Source organism: Mogibacterium neglectum (assembly GCF_030644205.1).
Taxonomy (GTDB): domain Bacteria; phylum Bacillota; class Clostridia; order Peptostreptococcales; family Anaerovoracaceae; genus Mogibacterium; species Mogibacterium neglectum.
In genome coordinates this window covers 1,306,061-1,326,703 of record NZ_CP128647.1, presented here as the reverse complement: position 1 = coordinate 1,326,703, position 20,643 = coordinate 1,306,061, and the positions used below count along the sequence as shown (strand labels likewise).

The following is a 20,643-nucleotide window of genomic DNA, read 5'->3' as shown; positions in this document are numbered from 1 at the left end:
TTTATTTCTCCTCTTCTATCATTCGGTTGATTCTGGATCTGACCATATCTTCACCCATAATCTGCTGGATTGCCCATACGTCAGGCGACTGTGTACGACCAACGAGAGCTAGCCTGATAACTGTGCTTACGTGTCCTACGTGTCCTTTGAAATCCTCTGGATTCTTTTTATAGTCCTTAGGCTTTGCAGCATATCCTAGGGTAGTTGCAATTTCTCTTATCTTATTGAACCACTCTTCCTGTGTATCAGCGTGATTATAAGACGATAAGTAAGATTCAAGAATTTGAGCCTTATCGGCCTCGGCCTCGACAGGGATTCCGTCAACAACTTTGAAGCTCTGATCATAGAAATAGCTGATGAACTCCATAATCTGTCTTGCGTACACGAGGTCCTTGCGAGGTTTCTTCTCATCTCTTCCGATATCGAGAATTTTTACTAGTAGATTCATATCATCGAATACGTAACCGTACTCAGGCGCAAATTCTAGGGACCAAGCCTTTAGAAATTCTGCAATCTCAGGAGCAGGAATGTGCAGCATAGTCTCTTTGCTCACGTCGTTAAGCTTATCAAGGTCAAAAAGTGCACCAGAGTTACTCATCTTCTCAGTGGTGAATTTGAATTCATCGATATCTACCTCGGGATTCTCCATGCGCCACTCCTCGTAGTTGGAGTTCAAAATAGTGAGCAGATATTCTCTTACTGCTGCAGGATGATACCCCTGATCTCTATAATAATCCAGTGAGAGCTCAGGATCCTTACGTTTAGATAGCTTCCTCTTGTTGCCATCTTCTCCTATTTTCATCAGCTGAGCTGTATGACAGTATACTGGAAGCTCAAACCCGAGCTTGTTAAATAGCTCGACGTGAATAGGCAGTGAAGGCAGCCATTCTTCACCGCGTATGACGTGGGTAGTTCTCATTAAATGGTCATCAACAGCGTGTGCAAAATGATAAGTCGGAATACCTGTGGTCTTAATTATTACGACATCTTGAAAATTTTCCGGCACATCAAGAGTGCCTCTTATTCCATCAACGACTTTATTTCTCTTGATATCCTCGCCGGTAGCGTTAGGGGTACCGTCTGACTTTAATCTTATTACAAATGGGTCGCCAGCCGCGATATGCGTGGTTACAAGTTTTTCAATATCAGGATCCTTATTCCAATCCCTATATTTCGACCATCCTGCATAGATTCCAGGAGCAATCTTTTCCTTTTCTTGCTTTTTTCTAATCTCACTGATTTCTTCTTCTGTAAGGAAACAAGGGTATGCTTTGCCTTCAGCGATCAACCTCTTGGCGTAGAATCTATAGATTTCTCCGCGATGGCTCTGCGTATAATCGCCGTAGTTACCGATGTCTCCATGTTCAGTAACACCTTCGTCAAATTTGATTCCGAAGAATGCGAGAGAAGAGATGATTGTTTCTACAGCATTTTCGACAAATCTCTTATCATCGGTATCCTCAATTCTGAGGTAGAAGACGCCGTCGCTCTGATGAGCGAGTCTTTCGTCTACAAATGCACCATATAGATTTCCCAAATGTATAAATCCTGTAGGGCTTGGACCAAGTCTGGTAACCTTAGCGCCCTTAGGGAGATCACGCTTAGGGTATATGGCCTCGTAGTCAGTATTGTTTGCAATCTCAGGATAGATGAGTTCGCTGAGTTCAATTGAATTCATATTAATCCTCCTGCGTTTAAATCTAATTAGCTTATTTAGTTTACCATATTAATGCCATCAGGTGTAGGGCAGTGAGTATATATCCTTAACTTCTGGTACATATAAGTTGTTTGAGAAAATAATTTATAGATAATATTGATTTTGGGAAAAAGACGTTTCATGAAAACTGTATCTTTCTTAATCTTATGGTATAATACACTCTGTATAAATGTGAAATTATGATACGAAAAGTGTGGGAGGAAAGCCCGTATGATATTGTTCAAATACATATTGGCGCTGCTACTGACTATACCCATGGGTGTCTTAGGTATTTACCTGTTTGTAGATTATTTTGACACTGTAAAGGGTAAGAAGCAGGCTAGGCAAGCTGCAGAGAAGCGCAAGATAGAGGAACGAAAGAAAGCTCGAAAGGAAGGATTCACAATTCACATTCCAGACCCAATAGAGCAATCAGGTAGAAATACGCATAGATAGGTGGTGGCTAGATGCCAAAGGGGATTTTTATTACACTTGAAGGGCCGGATGGCTCTGGTAAAAGCACACAGGTTGAAAATATTAAGTCTTATTTTGCCAATAAACGCAGAGAAGTCGTAGTTTCCCGAGAGCCCGGTGGAACGTTGATTAGCGAGAAGCTCCGCAGCATCGTTTTAGATAACGCGAACGCTGAGATGGACGACATTACGGAGATGTTCATATATGCAGCAGCTAGGGCGCAGCATGTTGCAGAGAAGATAAGACCCGCGCTCGAGAGAGATGCAGTCGTAATTTGCGATAGATTTGTCGATTCAAGCATTGCATATCAAGGCTACGGAAGGAATCTAGGTAATCAGGTTTCGGAGGTGAATAGATATGCGACAGGTGGACTTGAACCGAATATCACTTTCTTCATGGACTTAGATCCTGAGGTTGGTAGAGCTAGAATCGGTAAAGACGTTAGAGACAGACTTGAGCAGCAGAAGCTCGACTTTCACTACCGCGTTTATGAAGGTTACAAGGCGCTTTGCGATAAGTACCCTGAGCGAGTAGTTAGGATTGATGCGAGTAAGACGATAGATGAGATAAAAGAAGACATTTATTCTAAGCTCGAGGCATTGTAAATAATAGCTACATGTACAGAGAGAAAGATGACGAGATGGATGACTGGATTTATTCGCAGACATCGGAGGATATGGGAGTTATATGGCACGGGAATATGCACATGCATACATCATAGAGGGAAGAAGTGGCGAAGAGCGAGATGCTTATATCAAAAACTTTGCAAAAGATATCATTTGCCCTAATACAGACTTATCTGGAAATGCATGTGGGAATTGTCCAGCTTGCATAAGAGTGAGTAGCGGTACACATGAGGACCTTTTCTTTATGAACCAGAGCGGTAAGGAAACTTACAAGACATCTGACGCAGCCGCCATGATAGAAAGACTCGGCATGAGACCGTATGGAGAGCATAATGTCGGGATTATTGATAATGCTGAGAGACTTAGCGAGATAGTTCAAAATAAGCTGCTCAAAACCTTAGAGGAACCATATCCTGGCACGGTCATCATCCTGGCTACGGACAACAAGGAGTCGCTACTACCCACTGTAAAATCCAGGTGTGTTGAGCTGAGAATGCATGAACAAACTATCGATACTGTAAATTCAGACAGCATTGATCTTCTGATGAAAGAGTGGTTTGGTAATACCTATTTTTTTAAAATCCGTGAAGTCATCAGAAAAAATTTTAAAAGTAATGAGGAGGCATTTAAGTTTCTAGATGTGCTGGAGAGGGATTTGCACGAAACGCTAATAGGCGGAGAGGGGCTAAATAAGAATGCTGGGAATATAATCCAGATGATAGATCAGATCGAAGAGACAAGAATAAATATAAAGCGTGGCATGAACCCAGAATATGCGCTGAACTCATTATTTCTGAACAGAAATAACATAAATAAAAGGTAGTTAGAAACTCTCCGAATGTACATATTCGGTTTTTAATAGATAAGAAGGGAAATTTATATATGATAGAAATTATAGGTGTAGGCTTTATGAAAGCCAACAAGACATATTACTTCGATCCTGCAGGTGTTAGCTACGAGCTAGGCGAGCTAGTGATAGTGGAGACGGCTAGAGGTATGGAACTAGGTCATATTTCAATAGCAAACTGCGAGATCGATGAGAGTGAGCTTGTTGCGCCATTAAAGGGTGTAGAGCGCAAGGCAACGAAGAAAGATATTCAGAGATACAAGGATAATCTGGCTAAGCGCGACGGTGCGATGAAGGTCTGCGAAGAGAAAATTTTACAGCATAAGCTGGACATGAAACTTGTGGATGCAGAATTTACTATAGACGGTACAAAGGTTATATTCTACTTCTCGGCAGATGGAAGAATTGATTTTAGAGGACTTGTAAAGGACCTTGCTTCTCAGTTTAAGATGAGAATAGAACTTCGCCAGATTGGAGTTCGAGACGAAGCGAAGATGCTCGGTGGCATAGGGATTTGCGGTAGACCGCTTTGCTGCAGCAAGTGGTTAAATGATTTTCAGCCGGTTTCAATCAAGATGGCCAAGCAGCAGAATCTGTCCCTCAATCCATCTAAGATATCTGGAACTTGTGGTAGGCTTATGTGCTGCTTGAACTTTGAAAACAAGACATATAAAGAACTCCGCAAGGGGATGCCTAACGAGGGAGAACACATAGAAACTCCTGACGGCATAGCCAAGGTTGTAAACGTTGATTTATTTAACGGAAGTGTCACAGCTAGGCTGATTGTCGAGGATAAAGAAACTGGAGAGGATACGCTAGGTCCTGATTACAATATCTATTTCAAAAAAGAAATTAAGCGTATAGATAAGAAGCACCATCATAATAAAAGTGATGACTTAGGAGATCTCGATGAGGAGACTCTGAAAGAGATTAAAGAGCTAACACGCGACTAATTTAGACGCATTGATGTTTCGAGTGATGAGGATCGGAGATATATGCAAAGAAAACTAGATCGAATCGACGATATAGGTATGGGCGGATTTAAAGTAGTGCAAGGAGATGGATTTAGCTACGGGATTGACGCGGTTTTGCTAGCGGCTTTTGCCAGTGGTGAAACCGGTGCTAAACCTATCAAGAGCAGGCTCAAGATGCGTGTAGCTGACCTCGGTACAGGGAATGGGATAATCCCGTTTGTACTTGCACATAAGCTTCCTATGTCTGAAATTGTAGGATTTGAAAGAAATCCGATTTCGCTTGAAAGAGCAGTACGTGGGCGTGAGATGAATGAGCTTGAAGACAGAATAAACTTCGTGCTTACGGATATTTCTCAACTTGATGGATACGATGAGACTTTCGATGCTGTTGTTACCAACCCGCCTTACTTTAGACGTGGGGCTGGGATTCCAAATGAAGATAGCGCAAAGTTTATTGCGCGTCATGAGACCACGGCTGGAATCGCTGAATTTGCAAAGTGTGGAAGTCGGATTTTGAAGTCTGGAGGCGACTTCTATATGATTCATAGACCATCGCGACTACCGGACATCAGCCAAGCCTTGCGAGCAGCATCACTGGAGCCTAAGGAGTTGCAGCTCGTCGTGCCGAGCAGCTCAGCACCAGCAAACCTAGTTCTTATTCATGCAGTAGCAGGTGCAAAGCCTGATCTTAAGATGCTGCCAGAGATTGCCGTCTACAATTCCGATGGCAGTGGCTATACAGAACTGATCAAACGCATATATATGTAGACCTAGTATGCAAGACAGATAATACCAACACATATCTGATATATCATGTATTTATAAGATTGAACATACAATATGCCTAAGATATAATTTATATACTGACTAAAGAGTAGAAGGAGGGAATGATGAGAGTCTCATTAGATATCAAACAAGCGACAATCTTACTAGTGCTGATCGCACTGTTTATACTCATAATTTTCTTGATTAGATTGGCTATCAAATTTGCTGACACGCTTAGAAACGTGGATGAGTTGCTCGCCGATACCAAGAGGATGACTACAATTGCAGCAGCTAGAACGGAGCAGGTCGATGAACAGATTGACCATGCGATTGATATGTTTGTGAGTGTGGGCAATAAAATAAATGAAAACCGCTCTATTATCAGGACTGCGGGAAATGTAGGAACTGCTGCTGGTGCACTCAAGTCATTCAGTAGAAAGTCGAAGAAGCGTGCGAATAGGTACGAGATGGACGAAATGAATTACGAGCGTCCTAATAGGATTCGTAAGAGAAAGCGCAGATAACGTACATAAGGCAATTATTTAAGAGGTGCTTTCAGCATCTCTATATCTATTTATCAAGGAGAGTTTCCAGTGGCAAAGATATTAGTTAACAACAGCGGACCCTTAGAAGGAGAGGTTAAAATTAGCGGAGCAAAGAATGCAGTTCTGCCTCTCATGGCAGCAACTCTGTTGACACCAGACACATGTGTGATCGATGATGTCCCAGACCTGTCGGATGTAATGGTTATGCGAAAGATGCTCGAGAGCTTTGGGGCTGTCGTATATATGTCTGATCCAGGTAGACTATCGGTTAATGTGGCTGAGATTACCACGGTTGAAGGAGATGCTGAGCTCGTGTCTCAGATGAGGGCATCTACAATGGCCATGGGTCCTCTGCTTGCAAGATGTGGCAAGGTTGTGATGCCACTTCCTGGAGGATGCACAATAGGAAAGAGACCTATCGATCTTCATCTCAAGGGATTTAAAGCTCTTGGAGCAACTGTGACGGAGGACCTAGAGAATTCGAGCATCATAATTGAAGCACCGAAAGGTGGTTTGGTTGGTGATGCTATTTACCTCGATTTTCCTAGTGTTGGCGCGACAGAGAATATATTGATGGCAGCAGCGCTTGCCAAGGGACCTACTATTCTAGAGAATGCTGCCAAGGAACCTGAGATTGTTGATTTAGCGAATATGCTCAACAAGATGGGAGCGAAGATTAAAGGGGCAGGTACAGACACTATACGCATCACGGGAGTAGATGAACTTTCAGGTGCGATTCACACCGTGATTCCAGATAGAATAGAATGTGGAACATTTATGCTAGCTGCAGCTATCACTAGAGGAAAAGTTCTCATTAAAAATGGTATACCCGGTCATGTAAGACCGATAATAGCAAAGCTGAAGGAATGCGGAGTTTCGGTAACTGTCGATGAAGAGGGCGTACTCGTAGATGCAACTACGGGAAATCTCGTTGCGACTGATATCAAAACTCTGCCATACCCAGGATTTCCGACAGATATTCAATCACCGTTCATGGCGTTTCTGACTACCGTCGAAGGAACCAGCGTGGTTAGAGAGACAGTTTTTGAAAACCGCTTCATGCATGTAGTTGAACTTAACCGTATGGGAGCTGATATCTCTGCAGATAACAGCAGGGAGGCGACGATTCCTGGAAGTAAGCAGCTTCACGGAGCAAAGGTTAGGTCGACAGACCTTCGTGCAGGTGCGGCAATGGTGCTTGCAGGCTTGGTAGCAACTGGAACTACTGAAGTGAGTGAAATCTATCATATCGAAAGAGGATATGAGGATTTTGTTGGAAAATTCAAGAGTCTGGGTGCAGACCTCATGAGAGTGGAGGAACACGATGTCTAACAACAAGTATCTTGAGATGCTAGCTCAGAAATATCCGAATCATCGTTCTGTCAATGCAGAAATTGTTAACCTTAGAGCGATTCTAGCCCTGCCAAAGGGTACAGAGTATTTTTTAAGCGATCTTCACGGTGAATACGATGCGTTCCAATATTTTGTGCGCAGTGCATCAGGTACTATTAAGATGAAAATCGATGAGAACTTTGGGGCGATTCTTAGCGCAACAGATAGAGAGCAATTAGCGGCGCTCATATACGATCCGATAAATGAACTTAAGAGAAGAGAGGTCAATGAAGCCGATTTTAATGCTTGGTGCTCTTCTGCTATTTATAGATTGATAATCATATGCAGAGCAGTATCTAATAAGTATACTAGGTCTAAGGTTAGAAGGATTCTGCCTGATAATACTGGTTATATTATGGATGAGCTGATGTTTGCTGATGACGATGATAACAGACAGAAGTATTATCAAGAAATCATCGATTCTGTAATCGAATTTAAAATTGCCAAGACGCTAATCACAGAAATTGCTAACACGATAAGCGAACTAGCAGTCGATCATCTGCATATCATCGGTGATATCTTTGATAGGGGGCCTAAACCTCATAGGATTATGGACTTCCTCATGTCCAGGCGCAGTATTGATATTCAGTGGGGAAATCACGATGTTGTGTGGATGGGAGCAGCGTGCGGAAATAGACCATGCATTGCAAATATCATTCGCATGAACGTTAGCTACAACAATTTCGATATGCTGGAGTATGGATATGGTATTAATCTACGTCCACTAGCAACACGCGCACAGCAGATTTATGGGGATGATCCGTGCACAGGATTTATGCCTCATGTACTCGAAAAGAATAGATTTGATCCAATCCCTGAGGAGCTTGCGGCTAAGATGCACAAGATGATTGCGATTATCCAGTTCAAGGTTGAAGGTCAGACAATAATGAACCATCCTGAGTTCAAGCTGGACCACAGATTGATGCTCGATAAAATCAATTTTGAGGACGGAACGGTTAATTGTTACGGAGAAATTTATCCAATTAAGGATACGAACCTTCCGACTATTGACTCATCAGATCCATACAAGCTAAGTCCTGAAGAGGAAGAGGTGATGGTGGCGCTTGAGGCGTCTATAGCTAACTCTAAAAAGCTACAAGAACATATTAACTTTCTGTATACGCATGGCGCTCTTTTTACCACATACAATGGCAATCTGTTGTTCCATGGATGCATCCCATTTACGGAGGATGGCGACTTCATGGAAGTGACAATAGCTGGCAAGACCAACCATGGGGCAGATCTCATGAGGCAACTCGATCAGGAACTAAGAGAGGTGTATTTTAATCCTAGATGCGAGCTCGATAAGGCAGATGCTGCAAATCTAATGTGGTACCTATGGCTAGGTCCGGATTCACCGCTATTTGGTAAGGATAAGATGACTACATTTGAGAGACTCTTTATTGCGGATAAATCCACGCACAAGGAGCATACGGTTCCATATTATAAGCTGATTAAGAATAAGGACATCTGCATCAAGATTATACGTGACTTCGATCTTGATCCATCGAAGGGAATTATTCTAAATGGACATGTTCCAGTTAAAATCAAGGACGGAGAAAGTCCGATTAAAGGTGAAGGGAAACTTATAGTTATCGACGGTGGTATCTCAAAGGCTTACCAGAAAACTACTGGAATTGCTGGATATACGTTTATATTTAACTCATGGTTTATGGCGTTATCGGAACACGAACCATATCACCCGCTCCAGCCAGATGGTACACAGGAATTTAAAAGCCCTAACATTGTAACGACCCACACACTCCCTGAGCGTATGCTGATTATAGATACAGATATAGGGAAGGTGCTGCAGTCTCAGATAGATGACCTTCAGCAGTTAAATGCTGAGTTCCGCAAGGGAACAATCAAGGAGGTTTATCCGAAGAGGGGGAAATACTACTCCAAGAACTAGATGACATCAATAGAGGAAACCCCCTTCTATAACTAGATGATATTCAACAGGAATGTATATTAATCTTGAAATTATAGATGATATGCCAAGCGGTATGAATACTGCTTAGAAGCTACCCAAGTTGGATAAATGTCTTTCCGGTAACCAGACAATTGCACTGCATGTAAGTGTCATAAATACTAACAATAGAAAGAAGGTGCTACTATGATTCGCATAATAAGTGTTGTGCTTGGCGGATTTCTGTTCGCTTTATGCATTTACTATTTCATGTTGCTATATAAGAATAATAGGAGAAATAGGTTCTAATGAAAGTGCAGACTATTAGTATTCCCAATAAGCAATATACCAAGTCGTCTAGTGGACTTGCTTGTATAACTGGGGCGAGCTCAGGTATAGGCGCAGAGTTTGCACGCCAGCTTGCAGTCGAAGGGTATTCGGTTATCTTAGTTGCAAGAAGAGAGGAAAGGCTCGTTGACCTTGGGCAAGAACTCACAAGTGATTATCATGTAGATTGCGAGTGCATAACAGCAGATTTAACGGATTTAAACGAATGTGCCGAACTTGTTCGGCATCTTAAGTCCAAGCAAAATATGCCTCTAGATATTCTAATCAATAATGCTGGCTTTGGTGCAGTTGGGAGATTTGATAAGAGCGACATTTCGACTGATCTTAACATGATAGACGTCAATGTTAGAGCTCTTCACTATATCGCTCATCAGCTGATGCCTCATTTTATAGAGCGTGATTATGGTCATATTATCAATGTAGGTTCTGTTGCTGGGCTTATGCCTGGTGGACCTTATATGGCGACGTATTATGCGACAAAGTCATATGTAGTATCTCTTACAAATGCACTTGCAGAAGAACTGAAACGACTTGGTAGCCACGTTCAGATTCATGCGCTCTGCCCGGGACCGGTAAATACAGAGTTTAACGATGTTGCAAACGTTAAATTCTCACTCAAGGGGATAACTGCGCGTGAATGTGTATCGTATTGCATCGACGAAGCGGATAAGGGTAAGATAATAATTATTCCTAATATGATGGTAAGAGTAGCTGCAATTGCTTCGAAGCTAGTGCCAAGGGACATAATGCTCGGTATCGTGGCACGCAGTCAGAAGAGTAAATTTTAAAGATAGGCTTGCAAAACCATTGAATTCACTTGACAACAGCACCATACCATGTTAAATTGGTGTAGTGCTTTGAGCGCCTATAGCGCAATTGGATAGAGCGTCACACTACGAATGTGAAGGTTCGGGGTTCGAGTCCCTGTGGGCGCACCACACAAAATACTGCAACTCAGTGGAGTTGCAGTATTTTGATTTTTGCAGGCAAGGCTTATGCCTATATATTGATTATTTCAATTTTAAATCTCTAATAATAGAACATCTTCAAATAGATTTTAACTATAGGTAAATCTATTGAGATTAAAAGCCTTAGGTGGTAGTCTCATTAACGTAATGAAGATGAAAATTTATGGAGGTGTATGTAATGTCAATTACAGCTGAAACAGCGCAAGAGCATAAGAATGACCCTGCGGTTCTATGCTGCAGAGCAGAGGAGGGAACTGAGTTAACTCCGGCAAACTTTGAAGATCCGGCGATTTTTCCTGATCTAATTGATACTGGACTACTTAACATAGATGGAGCGCTTAAGCTTGGACAGGTGCTCAACGGATCAAAGCTAACGAAGACCGTTGATTCCCTAACTCCAATTACTCCAGATATCGTTGATAAATATGATGAAGAAGTTAATGAGGCTGCTGAAGAAACTGATGAAATATCTGAAGCAGGTGCAATAACAGAACCTTCAATTGATGGACAAGTACAGAACGTTAACATGTCGGTTGTTGGCGGCGTTGTTAAGCTCTATATCGGGGAGGGCAAAGACATAGCAATCGAGTTCCCAGTTTAGAACCATTTTTTAACCGCATAGATAGATAATTGATCAACTCCTTTGAGCCAGGCTTAGTCTGGCTCTTTATTTTATATAATAGGATTACAATAAAAAATAAGGGCTGACATTTACAGCCCTTATTTATTATGAATATAAATCATATTTAATATATTATTTAGGAACTACGAATCCCTTTCCTAGAGCATCGTCTGGATCTATAAACCAAGTAGCTTCTCCGCAGAGATATGCACCACCCTTTACCTGAGGCACGATTGCATCGAACTCGCCAACCTTTGTCTCGCTCTGAATCATGCCGTAGAACTTAGTTCCGATAAATGACTCATAAACGAATTCCTTACCAACAGGAAGCTCTCCAAGTGCGTGTAGTAGGGACATCTTAGCTGATGTACCAGTTCCGCATGGGGATCTGTCTAGCTGAGGATCTGCAGGGTCTCCAAATACTACGAGGTTACGTAGATCGGCATCTGGAGTATCTGTTGTTGAGTAGTTCTCAACTAGGTCTACAGATGTGATATCAAGCTCAGGGTGCTGTATGGAAACGGTCTTGTTAACTTCCTGTAGCATGAAACTTGAGAATCTTGTTAGGAAGCCAGCTGTGTCAGGACCAACCTTGATTCCGAAGTTCTTCTCTGTATCAACAAGAGCGAAGAAAGAACCACCGAAGCAGATGTCATATACAACATCCTTGCCCTCAAACTCAACATGAAGATCCTTCTTGTATCTAAATGAAGGAACGTTTGTAAGTGTTACACCGGTAACCTTACCATCCTTAACATCAGCGACTGTCTTGATGATACCAGCAGGAGCTTCTAAAACAACCTCAGTCTGAGGTTCCTTCATCTCCATTAGACCACCTTCAAGAATTGCAGTAACAACACCGATTGTGCAGTGTCCGCACATGTTGAGGTATCCACCTCCATCCATGAAGAATACTCCAAAATCAGCTTCCTTATTGCAAGGTTCTACAACGAAAGCACCGAACATATCGTGGTGTCCGCGAGGCTCGAACATGAGAGCAGTTCTTACGTAATCGTAATGCTCTTCGAGGTAATGTTTTCTCTCAATCATTGTATTACCTTCTGTCTCTGGGCAATCAAGAGCTACTCTGCAGTACTCACCTTCAGTGTGAGCTTCTATAGTTCTGATAGCGTCAGTGTACTTAGTGTAATCAATCTTAGCAGTTAGTGTCATATCATGTACCTCCTTAGGTTACATAAGTATAAAAATAAATAATCGCCACCTAAGTAAACTATAGAGCAGTAAATATTAAAAGTCAATAATATAACAAATGCATATAACTAAAATTAATATACAGATAATATAGGTGTAAGTTCAAATACACTGAAACAATCTTGTTTTAACGGAAATGTTGTGAATTGATTATCAAGAAAATATAATAAAGCTTTTGTATCGATAAAAATTACTGATAAAAAAACATGACAAAAAAAGGCAGATAGTGTATAAACAGATATGCGATATGACAGAAATTTATCTATTGAAAAACTCAATAGATAATCTAACAATTATCATTGAAATAAATAAATCGTTATGTTATCATCAATCTAGAAAAGAGTGCGCATTACCTTTATTTGTGTGGCTTTTCGAACGATACGCATTAATGATTTGTAGAGTCAAAAATATTTAAGGAGAGACTGTGTCATGGAAAATTTGCAGATTTTGTTGAGACAGCATGTAGGTAAACCTTGTGCTCCAATTGTTAAAGTTGGTGACAAAGTTAAGAAGGGAACCCTCATTGCAGAACCAACAGGTCTCGGCGCAAATATCTTCTCCAGCGCTTACGGTGTTGTTGAAGAAATAACAGACGAGATGATTGTTATTAAGCCTGATGAAGAGCAGAAGGACGAGTTCGTTCCTATTGAAGAAGGAACTCCTCTTGAGATGGTTAGGGCTGCTGGAGTTGTAGGAATGGGCGGAGCTGGATTCCCTACTGCAGTAAAGCTAGATGCTCATTTTGAGGATGGTGGTTACATCCTTGTAAATGCTTCTGAGTGCGAGCCTGGACTAAAGCATAACATTCAGCAGATTGAGGAAGAACCAGAGAAAGTTATCCGTGGAGTTAAGCTCTGTATGGAAATCTCCGGAGCAGATAAGGCAATCTTTGCTATTAAGAAGAAGAATCGTAAGGCGGTTGAAATCCTAGACGAATGTCTCAAGGATGAGCCAAATATCACTAGACATCTTCTACCAGATATCTACCCAATGGGAGAAGAAAGAGCTGTAGTAAGAGAATGTCTAGGAATTGAGCTAGAGCCAAGCCAGCTTCCGTCAGCAGCTAAGTCTGTTGTAATCAACAGTGAGACTTGCTCAAGAGTAGCTGAGGCTGTAGATGAGAGAAAGCCATCATTCCTAAAGCACCTCACAGTTAGAGGTAAGCTAAACGGTGGGCACGATGCACATGTGTTCATGGACGTTCCAGTTGGTACAAGCGTTGGTGCTCTAATCGAGAGAGCTGGTGGAATTGACGGTGAGTATGGTGAAATCGTAATGGGTGGTGCCTTCACTGGTAAATCAACAACATTAGATGCACCTATCACAAAGACAACAGGAGCTATCCTAGTTTCCATGCCATTCATGGATTTACATGGAGCAAGCATGGGGATTCTCGTTTGCGCATGTGGTGGAAACTATGAGAGAATGCAGGAGCTTTGCAAGAAGTACAATGCAAAGGAAGTGTCACTCTGCTACTGCAAGCAGGCACAGGAGATGCCTAATGGCACAAGGAAGTGTGAGAGACCAGGAAATTGCCCAGGTCAGGTATCAAACAACCTACAGTTTAAGAAGGATAAGTGTGAATACATTATTATCGGAAACTGTTCAGATTGTTCGAACACTGTAATGGCTTCTGGACCTAAGATGGGTCTAAAGGTAATTCACCAGACAGACCACATCATGAGAGCGGTAGATCATCCACTATATAGAACTCTGAGAGTTTCTAAGCAGGTTGATCAGGATCTTAACGTAGTAGATAACGTTGAGAACAACTAGTTGATATTTAATCCGAGTGTTTCATGTGCCCGATCGCATGAAGCATGGACGGAGTAAATATATAAAATTTTGCATTTGCAAAGGCAATATTTTTAAGGAGGAAGATCGATATGTCAATCACAGCTGAAACAGCTAAACAACATGCGAACGACCCAGCGGTACTATGCTGCAGAGCAGAAGAAGGAACCGTTCTTGAGCCTGCTAACTTCGAAGATCCAGCAATTTTCCCAGATCTAATTGATTCTGGTCTGCTGAATGTCGATGGCGCTCTCAAGCTCGGTCAGGTACTAAACGGATCGAAACTAACTAAAACTGTTGATTCTTTAACTCCAATCACAGCAGACATCGTTGATAAGTACGATGCTGATGAGGTTGCAGAGGAAGAGGCTCCAGTTGCTGAAGTAGAGGAGGCTCCAGCTGCGGCAGCAGCTCCAGTAGCTTCAGTTGCAGCAATAGGAACAATCAAGCTACACATCGGAGAGGGAAAGAACATCGACATCGAGCTCCCAGCAGGACTTGGTGGTGGCGTTGTAGCTCCAGCTCAGACAGTAGCAACAGCAGCTCCAGCAGCAGTAGCAGCAGCTCCGGTTGAAGAGCATACTGAGACTGTTCTAAGAGAGATGACAAGAAAGCACTACAAGATCAACAAGGTTGTTCTTGGAGACGAGACTAAGATTGAGGGAGATACTCTCTACGTTCGTAAGAGCGCAGCTACAGAGGGTGCTGAAGCACAGAAGCTAGTACAGTCTCTTGAGCTTAGTCTAATCACACCAGATGATTACCACGTATACACAGAGACAGTAATGGACATCCAGCCAATTGCTACAAAGGCAGATTCCGATATGGGACTTGGTGAAGGCGTTACTCAGGTTCTTGATGGTGTAGTAATGGTCGTAACTGGTATTACAGAAGAAGGTGTTCAGGTTGGTGAGTTCGGTTCATCCGAGGGATACATTGACGAGAACATGATGTGGGGTCGTCCAGGAGCTGTTGATAAGGGTGAGATTATGATTATTGCTCACGCAGTTATCGACAACCTAAAGAACATGGAAAGACCGGGACCTATCGCAGTTCATACTGCTGTAGACCACGTAGTTTCTGAGATCAGAGAAGCTATGAAGAGAGATCTTAAGGATGTTACTCCATCAGAGGAGCAGGTTCTTAAGCAGACAAGACACCCTGGAAAGAAGAAGGTTGTTATCGTTAAGGAAATCATGGGACAGGGTGCTATGCACGACAACTTCCTATTCCCTAACGATCCTGTAGGCGTACTAGGAGCTAAGCCAAACGTTGACCTTGGTAACGTTCCGGTAATGGCTAACCCACTCGAGGTGCTAGATGGTTGTATCCACGCTCTAACTTGTATCGGACCTGCTTCAAAGGAAATGTCCAGACACTACTGGAGAGAGCCACTAGTTCTTGAGTCAGTACATGATGAAGACATCGACGTAGTAGGTGTTATCTTCGTTGGATCACCTCAGGCTAATGCCGACAAGTTCTATGTATCCAGAAGACTTGGTCAGATGGTTGAGTCAATGGACGTTGATGGTGCATTCGTTACAACAGAAGGATTCGGAAACAACCACGTTGACTTCACTTCCCACATCGAGCAGATTGGTAAGAGAGGAATTCCAGTTGTTGGATTCTCATTCTGTGCTGTACAGGGTGCTCTCGTAACAGGAAACAAGTACTGCGATGCAATGATCGACAACAACAAGTCCATGTCCGGAATCGAGAACGAAGTTCTTGCTTGCAACACACTCTGCACAGAGGATGCTATCCGTGGACTTGCTATGCTGAAGGCTAAGATGGCTGGCGAAGAAGTTAAGGCTCCAGAGAGAACCTACAACGTAAATGTTAAGAACAACAACGTTGAGCTCATTGAGAAAGCTACTGGCGCTAAGATGGAACTCGTTGAGAACGAGCAGTCACTTCCAATCAGTGAAAAGAGAAAGGAAAAGTACGACTAATCTTATATTAGAAAGGTAGATATTATAGATGAAGTACGGAGATAAGATAATCAAAGTTGAAGGAGTCATCACAGAGGTACACGATGTAGGAATCTGCGTAGACATTAAAGGTCGTTTAGGTGAACTCAAAGTGCCTATGAGAATGGTGATTTCAGATTATCCACTAGAGGTTGGACAGACGGTCGCATGGAATATGAGCTTCATAGAACAAGAAGGACCGGAAGTCAACGAAAAGTACGTAAGTAATATCGATATTCTAAACAGACGTCGTGCTGAATATGCTGAAAAGCACAAATAACTAAGGAGGAAAAGACAAATGAGTATGACAGTTGTAAAAGGCTTACAATCTGAAATATTTGTTCCTATTACACCTAAGTCAGTATTTACACCAGTAACTAAGCCACTCAAAGAGATGACGGTTGCTCTTGCTACTGCTGCAGGTGTACACGTAAAGACAGATAAGAGATTTAACCTCGCTGGGGACTTCACTTGGAGAAAAATACCAGATGATACACCTTCAAGCGAGTTAATGGTAACACATGGTGGATACGATAACTCTGACGTTAACAAGGACATCAACTGCATGTTCCCTATCGACAGACTCCATGAGTTAAGAGACTCAGGTTTCATCAAGGCTACTGCACCTACACATGCTGGATTCATGGGTGGTGGTGGAAACATCGAAAAGTTCACAAACGAGACTGGTCCAGAAGTTGCACAGATGCTCAAGGATGAAGGCGTTGATGCTGCAATCCTTACAGCTGGATGAGGAACTTGCCACCGCTCTGCAACAATCGTGCAGAGAGCAATTGAGGCTGCTGGAATTCCAACAGTTATTATCGCAGCACTTCCACCAGTTGTAAGACAGGCTGGATCTCCACGTGCGGCTGCTCCTATCGTACCTATGGGTGCTAATGCAGGTGCTCCACATGACGTAGAGATGCAAACAGCTATCGTAAAGGCAACACTAGAGCTTCTCGAGACAATCGAGACTCCAGGAAAGATTGTTCCACTGCCTTACGAGTATCACGCTGTAATCTAGTTCTTAATTTAATAGGACATCGGAAACGAAGATGGGGCAGATTTATATCTGCCCCTTTTTTCTAAAGAAAGTTCGAGAAATTCTTAACACATTATGCCACCTATTTAAAAGATTGATCGAACAGACTAGAAATTATTACGTATTTACACAGTAGCTAAAGTATTGAGGTATGCATATGAGTGTACAGGAAATTGATTTGAGAAGACTTGTCATAAAGGCTTTTCATATGAATGACGTTGAGATGGGTGATAACAATAGCGTTGGTTATAACGGTGTAATGACCGTATCCAAAGAGATTATCCCATCACTACTTGAGAAGTATGAAAAACTTGATAATATAGATATTCAGGTAATTAAACCTGGAAATCATGATAGATGGACTAATACTATCATGGATATCATTCCTATCTCTGCAAAGGTACTTGGAAAGTGTGGAGAGGGTATCACTCATACATTAACAGGTGTATATGTGATGCTTACAGGTGTTGATACTGAAGGAAAACAGACACACGAGTTTGGATCTTCAGAAGGTCAGCTTAGCGAACAGTTAGTTCTTGGTAGGGCTGGTACACCAGGTGAAGATGACTATATTATCTCCTTCGATGTTACTTTTAAAAAGGATATGGGACAGGATAGACATGGTTGTCTCGAAGCTCATCAAGCTTGCGATGATTTTATTCAGATATACAGAGAGCTGATGAAGAAATTTGACGGAAATAAAGCGACAGAGCGTCATGAGTACCATGACATTGCCAGACCAGGTCAGAAGAAGGTATTAATTATCAGGCAGGTTGCTGGTCAGGGCGCCATGTACGACACATATCTGTTCCCAGATGAGCCATCAGGCGCTCATGGTGGACGTTCTATAATAGAGATGAACAATATGCCAGTCTTCCTAACTCCAAATGAGTACAGAGACGGGGCTATTCGTTCAATGCAGTAAGGAGGTGCTGATATGGGAATTGGTCCTTCAACAAAAGAAACAAGCTTACATCATTTTAGAGATCCACTAGTAGATATCGTCGGTTCAGATTCTGGTATTGATCTAATGGGAGTCCTACTATTCGGTACGTCAGATGACAACAAGGAGAAACTCAGAAACAGTAAGCGTGCTGCCATTATGGCTGAAGGCATGAGAGCTGATGGTGTAATTCTTACATCTGATGGATGGGGAAATAGTGACGTAGACTATACAAACTGCGTCGAGGAGCTCGGCGAGATGGGAATTCCTATGTCCGGGCTAAACTTTAGCGGTACCATGGCTACTTTTGTGGTTGAAAATGAGTATTTGCAGAATAATATCGTAGATATAAATAAGAACCCAGAAGGGCTTGAATCTAATATCGTCGGTGAGAACAACATGACTGAGGACGATGTTAAGAAAGCTCTTATGATTCTTAAAATTCGCATGAAAGAAAAAGAACTCAAAAATAGATAGTAAGACGGTATTGTCATTGATATGATATAATACCAATAGGGATGACGGGCAATTCCGGCATCCCTTATTCTATGGATGAGATTAACCGTAGAACACTAAAATTTCATCATCATCAATATTTTTATAAGATAAGGAGAGTTTGTGCATCAGTTTCGCTACGAGGCTAGATTGCACGATATGACGCATATGAGAAATCCAAATAGACAGGCGGCAAAGAGGCGTGCAGATCAAACAGATGGTTCAGATACTATATTAATATATAATTCTAGCAATGGTGCCACAGAGAAGTATGCAGAATGGATAGCAGAAGCCCTGGACTGCGACGTGATGAAATATTCACGTGCTAAGCTAGGATATGCTTCAATGTATAAAAATATAATATTTGGCAGCTGGATTAGAGGTGGTGAGATAACACGCTTTAATATGCTTCGTGCAAACCTATCAAATTTTGGTATAGATAATAATAACCTAATCGTATTTACAACGGGTATTATTGAGCCGACTGATGAGTATAGAACCTTTGTAAAGGGACTTAATGGTTGTAAACAGTTGCCAGATGATTGTTTTTATATGCTATCAGGAAAATATAATTCAAAAGAATGCAAGAGCGCAGACAAGATTGCACTCAAAGCTATGGGGAAAAAGATATTTGCTCCAGTCCGTGATGATCAAGTTCAAAATGCAAAGGAAAGATTTGAAAATGGCTATGATGGTATAAATGAGGAGGCAATTCTCCCTATCATTGAAAAGGTTCGTGGATTTAGGGACCTGTAAATACAAGAGTTTTAGGGTACGGGAATTAGTAGATACAGAAGTGCCGTAATCAGTAAGTACGAGGCTGAAAGATGATAGATGATAGATCCTAAAGATTAGCAGTTACTAAATATTAAATTTATAAAAAAGGTCTCCAGATGGAGACCTTTTTTATTTCTTATTGTGCTTATTAAGCTTTCTTCTTATCAGCAAGGGCATCCTTACCGAACATAAATGCTGTGAAGTATACAACTACGATAACAATCTTCAACAGTACATCTATTGGTAGATTCTTTACTAGGAAGTATGCGATGCAGACACCAATCACACCACCAACCATCTGGCAAAGTGTGCAAACCATGTCGAATCTGTTTTCCTTGATGAACTTAGGTCCATTACCAAATGCCATTAGATATGCGCAAGATCCCATCATGATTGGGAACGCAGCTCCAACGTTCATTCCGAGAACGGAGATAAGCGCTAAGCAAGGAGCATACAGACCTACACCGATGTTCATAAGAGCACCTAGGAAGAAGTTTACAATTACAGCGATTACCAGCTTAGCTCCGTGAAGAGCAGTTGCAGTTCCAACTAGTCCGAATGGACCAATATTAGCAGTCTTGCAAGCCATTACAGTACCTAGAATCAACAGACCAACGCACATTCCGATACGAACCTTGTGCTGATCCCACTTTGTAACGAATCCAGCTCCTACGAATGCACCGAGTACAGCTGCGACAAGCATAGATACGAGTGTTAGAGTATCAATATCAACGAATCCGAAGAATAGGAATGCCTCTAGAAGTACTGGGAGAGTATCTCCAACATTTAGAGTACCAGGGATATAGATGTCCTTGATGGATCCTCTAATCTTAAAGAGTGCGCAAGATGTAGCGTATGAACCGATTCCTAGTGTATCGAAGAAGTTAGCAACAACACCAACCATAGCGTTCCAAGGTGCAAACTTCTTCTGCTCAGCCCACTCAGCTTTTCCTTCTTCAGTTGCTAGGTTAGCTTTTACCTTTAGTAGTGTTAGCGTGACACAGAGAACCATTCCGATCACGCATAGACCTTTTAGTGCATATAACATAATAACCTCCATACGTTTTAAAAACGATGTAAAAAATAATTCCTACAGACTCCCGATCGTCTGTTCTTGAGTTCATTATAGGGATTTGATATATGTTTGTCAATAAATATAGAGATAATATGTTATTATTGTGAAGATATTGATATTTAGATATTTTCGGGTTCTTGTGATACAATTTACTGACTGAAAGAAAAAT

20 protein-coding genes and 1 tRNA gene are annotated in these 20,643 nt (G+C 41.9%); 18 read left to right on the top strand and 3 right to left on the bottom strand.

The annotated features are described in order from the left end of the window. Position 1 precedes the first annotated feature (1 nt). The gene (locus QU661_RS06190) at positions 2 to 1,678 is read right to left on the bottom strand and encodes a glutamate--tRNA ligase (protein WP_304989383.1); all 1,677 of its coding nucleotides are present in this window, start codon (positions 1,676 to 1,678) and stop codon (positions 2 to 4) included. 249 nt (positions 1,679 to 1,927) lie between these two features. Between QU661_RS06190 and QU661_RS06185 the strand changes: the two genes are divergently transcribed. From QU661_RS06185 to QU661_RS06135, 11 genes are all read left to right on the top strand, one after another. Then, the gene (locus QU661_RS06185) at positions 1,928 to 2,152 is read left to right on the top strand and encodes a hypothetical protein (protein ID WP_304989382.1); all 225 of its coding nucleotides are present in this window, start codon (positions 1,928 to 1,930) and stop codon (positions 2,150 to 2,152) included. Between the two features lie 11 nt (positions 2,153 to 2,163). Next, positions 2,164 to 2,775 carry a dTMP kinase gene (tmk, locus tag QU661_RS06180; RefSeq protein ID WP_304989381.1) on the top strand — a complete coding sequence of 204 codons (612 nt, stop codon included), beginning with the start codon at positions 2,164 to 2,166 and terminating at the stop codon, positions 2,773 to 2,775. Positions 2,776 to 2,857: 82 nt separating this feature from the next. Beyond that, on the top strand, positions 2,858 to 3,619 hold the full coding sequence (locus QU661_RS06175) for a hypothetical protein (protein WP_304989380.1): 762 nt from the start codon (positions 2,858 to 2,860) through the stop codon (positions 3,617 to 3,619). A gap of 59 nt (positions 3,620 to 3,678) precedes the next feature. After that, positions 3,679 to 4,596, top strand: a complete 918-nt coding sequence (locus tag QU661_RS06170) for a PSP1 domain-containing protein (RefSeq protein WP_304989379.1) — start codon at positions 3,679 to 3,681, stop codon at positions 4,594 to 4,596. A gap of 42 nt (positions 4,597 to 4,638) precedes the next feature. Then, positions 4,639 to 5,385: a tRNA1(Val) (adenine(37)-N6)-methyltransferase gene (locus QU661_RS06165; protein ID WP_304989378.1), complete on the top strand. Its 747-nt coding sequence runs from the start codon at positions 4,639 to 4,641 to the stop codon at positions 5,383 to 5,385. 122 nt (positions 5,386 to 5,507) lie between these two features. Then, the gene (locus tag QU661_RS06160) at positions 5,508 to 5,906 is read left to right on the top strand and encodes a DUF948 domain-containing protein (protein ID WP_304989377.1); all 399 of its coding nucleotides are present in this window, start codon (positions 5,508 to 5,510) and stop codon (positions 5,904 to 5,906) included. Positions 5,907 to 5,975: 69 nt separating this feature from the next. Then, the gene (gene murA, locus QU661_RS06155) at positions 5,976 to 7,259 is read left to right on the top strand and encodes a UDP-N-acetylglucosamine 1-carboxyvinyltransferase (RefSeq protein ID WP_304989376.1); all 1,284 of its coding nucleotides are present in this window, start codon (positions 5,976 to 5,978) and stop codon (positions 7,257 to 7,259) included. Then, the gene (locus QU661_RS06150; RefSeq protein ID WP_304989375.1) at positions 7,252 to 9,231 is read left to right on the top strand and encodes a fructose-1,6-bisphosphatase; all 1,980 of its coding nucleotides are present in this window, start codon (positions 7,252 to 7,254) and stop codon (positions 9,229 to 9,231) included. The genes murA and QU661_RS06150 overlap by 8 nt, the downstream gene beginning before the upstream one ends. A 305-nt stretch (positions 9,232 to 9,536) precedes the next feature. Then, positions 9,537 to 10,364, top strand: a complete 828-nt coding sequence (locus tag QU661_RS06145; RefSeq protein WP_304989374.1) for an SDR family NAD(P)-dependent oxidoreductase — start codon at positions 9,537 to 9,539, stop codon at positions 10,362 to 10,364. A gap of 73 nt (positions 10,365 to 10,437) precedes the next feature. Then, a tRNA-Arg gene (locus tag QU661_RS06140) sits at positions 10,438 to 10,514 on the top strand. A gap of 208 nt (positions 10,515 to 10,722) precedes the next feature. Next, positions 10,723 to 11,145, top strand: coding sequence for a sugar transporter (locus tag QU661_RS06135; protein WP_304989373.1), 423 nt, complete (start codon positions 10,723 to 10,725; stop codon positions 11,143 to 11,145). Positions 11,146 to 11,298: 153 nt separating this feature from the next. On the opposite strand, the gene QU661_RS06130 is transcribed toward QU661_RS06135, so the two are convergent. After that, positions 11,299 to 12,339, bottom strand: coding sequence for a proline racemase family protein (locus tag QU661_RS06130; RefSeq protein ID WP_304989372.1), 1,041 nt, complete (start codon positions 12,337 to 12,339; stop codon positions 11,299 to 11,301). Between the two features lie 468 nt (positions 12,340 to 12,807). On the opposite strand from QU661_RS06130, the gene prdC reads away from it, so the two are divergent. The 7 genes from prdC (at position 12,808) to QU661_RS06095 (ending at position 19,378) form a co-directional block, all read left to right on the top strand. After that, entirely contained in the window at positions 12,808 to 14,154 is a 1,347-nt protein-coding gene (prdC, locus tag QU661_RS06125; protein WP_304989371.1) for a proline reductase-associated electron transfer protein PrdC, read from the top strand. Positions 14,155 to 14,264: 110 nt separating this feature from the next. Beyond that, positions 14,265 to 16,124: a D-proline reductase (dithiol) proprotein PrdA gene (gene prdA, locus QU661_RS06120; RefSeq protein WP_304989370.1), complete on the top strand. Its 1,860-nt coding sequence runs from the start codon at positions 14,265 to 14,267 to the stop codon at positions 16,122 to 16,124. A gap of 28 nt (positions 16,125 to 16,152) precedes the next feature. Continuing rightward, complete coding sequence (locus tag QU661_RS06115; RefSeq protein ID WP_094234553.1) at positions 16,153 to 16,422, top strand: CBO2463/CBO2479 domain-containing protein; 270 nt, start codon at positions 16,153 to 16,155, stop codon at positions 16,420 to 16,422. Positions 16,423 to 16,440: 18 nt separating this feature from the next. After that, positions 16,441 to 17,166, top strand: a complete 726-nt coding sequence (gene prdB, locus QU661_RS06110; protein WP_304989369.1) for a D-proline reductase (dithiol) protein PrdB — start codon at positions 16,441 to 16,443, stop codon at positions 17,164 to 17,166. Positions 17,167 to 17,341: 175 nt separating this feature from the next. After that, positions 17,342 to 18,109: a proline reductase cluster protein PrdD gene (prdD, locus tag QU661_RS06105; RefSeq protein WP_304989368.1), complete on the top strand. Its 768-nt coding sequence runs from the start codon at positions 17,342 to 17,344 to the stop codon at positions 18,107 to 18,109. 12 nt (positions 18,110 to 18,121) lie between these two features. Continuing rightward, the gene (locus QU661_RS06100; protein ID WP_304989367.1) at positions 18,122 to 18,604 is read left to right on the top strand and encodes a glycine/sarcosine/betaine reductase component B subunit; all 483 of its coding nucleotides are present in this window, start codon (positions 18,122 to 18,124) and stop codon (positions 18,602 to 18,604) included. A 141-nt stretch (positions 18,605 to 18,745) separates the two neighbouring features. Then, positions 18,746 to 19,378 carry a flavodoxin family protein gene (locus QU661_RS06095; RefSeq protein ID WP_304989366.1) on the top strand — a complete coding sequence of 211 codons (633 nt, stop codon included), beginning with the start codon at positions 18,746 to 18,748 and terminating at the stop codon, positions 19,376 to 19,378. A 169-nt stretch (positions 19,379 to 19,547) separates the two neighbouring features. Here QU661_RS06095 and QU661_RS06090 read toward each other — a convergent pair whose 3' ends face one another. Further along, positions 19,548 to 20,447, bottom strand: coding sequence for a permease (locus QU661_RS06090; protein ID WP_304989365.1), 900 nt, complete (start codon positions 20,445 to 20,447; stop codon positions 19,548 to 19,550). Positions 20,448 to 20,643 lie beyond the last annotated feature (196 nt).

Coding starts and splice junctions, on each gene's coding strand:
- QU661_RS06100 (WP_304989367.1), top strand. CDS start 18,122: ATGGGAATTGGTCCTTCAACAAAAGAAACAAGCTTACATCATTTTAGA.
- QU661_RS06130 (WP_304989372.1), bottom strand. CDS start 12,339: ATGACACTAACTGCTAAGATTGATTACACTAAGTACACTGACGCTATC.
- prdC (WP_304989371.1), top strand. CDS start 12,808: ATGGAAAATTTGCAGATTTTGTTGAGACAGCATGTAGGTAAACCTTGT.
- prdD (WP_304989368.1), top strand. CDS start 17,342: ATGAGTGTACAGGAAATTGATTTGAGAAGACTTGTCATAAAGGCTTTT.
- QU661_RS06135 (WP_304989373.1), top strand. CDS start 10,723: ATGTCAATTACAGCTGAAACAGCGCAAGAGCATAAGAATGACCCTGCG.
- QU661_RS06175 (WP_304989380.1), top strand. CDS start 2,858: ATGGCACGGGAATATGCACATGCATACATCATAGAGGGAAGAAGTGGC.
- QU661_RS06185 (WP_304989382.1), top strand. CDS start 1,928: ATGATATTGTTCAAATACATATTGGCGCTGCTACTGACTATACCCATG.
- prdA (WP_304989370.1), top strand. CDS start 14,265: ATGTCAATCACAGCTGAAACAGCTAAACAACATGCGAACGACCCAGCG.
- QU661_RS06145 (WP_304989374.1), top strand. CDS start 9,537: ATGAAAGTGCAGACTATTAGTATTCCCAATAAGCAATATACCAAGTCG.
- QU661_RS06170 (WP_304989379.1), top strand. CDS start 3,679: ATGATAGAAATTATAGGTGTAGGCTTTATGAAAGCCAACAAGACATAT.
- tmk (WP_304989381.1), top strand. CDS start 2,164: ATGCCAAAGGGGATTTTTATTACACTTGAAGGGCCGGATGGCTCTGGT.
- QU661_RS06190 (WP_304989383.1), bottom strand. CDS start 1,678: ATGAATTCAATTGAACTCAGCGAACTCATCTATCCTGAGATTGCAAAC.
- QU661_RS06160 (WP_304989377.1), top strand. CDS start 5,508: ATGAGAGTCTCATTAGATATCAAACAAGCGACAATCTTACTAGTGCTG.
- QU661_RS06150 (WP_304989375.1), top strand. CDS start 7,252: ATGTCTAACAACAAGTATCTTGAGATGCTAGCTCAGAAATATCCGAAT.
- QU661_RS06090 (WP_304989365.1), bottom strand. CDS start 20,447: ATGTTATATGCACTAAAAGGTCTATGCGTGATCGGAATGGTTCTCTGT.
- QU661_RS06115 (WP_094234553.1), top strand. CDS start 16,153: ATGAAGTACGGAGATAAGATAATCAAAGTTGAAGGAGTCATCACAGAG.
- QU661_RS06165 (WP_304989378.1), top strand. CDS start 4,639: ATGCAAAGAAAACTAGATCGAATCGACGATATAGGTATGGGCGGATTT.